At 62.2% G+C, this 820-nt stretch carries 1 protein-coding gene; it reads right to left on the bottom strand.

The window, feature by feature from the left end; translation table 11 throughout:
- Nucleotides 1-10: 10 nt before the first annotated feature.
- Nucleotides 11-613, bottom strand: coding sequence for an acyl-CoA carboxylase biotin carboxyl carrier protein subunit (locus ACYVTD_RS14535; protein WP_461248432.1), 603 nt, complete (start codon nt 611-613; stop codon nt 11-13).
- Nucleotides 614-820 lie beyond the last annotated feature (207 nt).

Below are 820 nucleotides of genomic sequence, written 5' to 3'. Positions count from 1 at the left end.
CTTTCTTTCCTTATATGATCTCTGCAATGGGCTGTTGGGACGCGACCTGTGTTCCCGTGGGAACAAGGAAGTGAACTTTTCCTGACGAAGTTGACTTTATTTCCAACTCCATTTTCATGGACTCGATTATGACCACATTGTCCCCCGCAGAGACGCTCGCGCCTTCAGCTACCGCATGGCGCAGTACGGTTCCCGCTACGGGCGCGGGGATTACGACGCCTTTTCCGCTTGAAGGAGCGGCGGCGGGAGCCGCTTGCGCCGGGGCCGCCGCAGGTGCGGGAGCCGCAGAAGGAGCGCCGCCGCCGATTTGCGCGACCGGCTGTTGGGACGCCACCTGCGTTCCCGTGGGAACAAGGAAGTGAATGGGACCGTCGGCCGTCGCCTTTATTTCCAGTTCCATTTTCATGGACTCGATAATTAACACGGTGTCGCCCGATTTTACATTGGCGCCTTCGGAGGCGACGTAGCGGAGTATCGTTCCCGCTACTGGCGCGGGAATTGTCGCGCCGCCAGAAGTGGGCGCTGCCGCAGGAGCCGCAGACGTGGAAGCGGCTGGAACGGCGGCCACAGTTCCGGCGGGAGCGACAACAACGTCGTAGTTGGAGCCGTTCACGCTTATCGAATAACGCGCCGCCTGTCCGGGGGCGGCGGGGGCCGGCTCGGGCGGGTGGCCCTCTCGGTTTTAGGGCCCCGGGGGGGCGGGGGGGGTGGTTTTGGAATTGGGGGGGGACTGTCGGGGCATAGGGTGGGGGGTGAAGGGCTGCCTCGTGCAGGGGGCGTGGTCTCACAGGTGTTTTGGTTTTTCTTTCTTGTTTTGTGT

This window comes from Treponema sp. R6D11, assembly GCF_054786075.1.
This window is presented reverse-complemented; position numbering and strand designations above follow the sequence as displayed.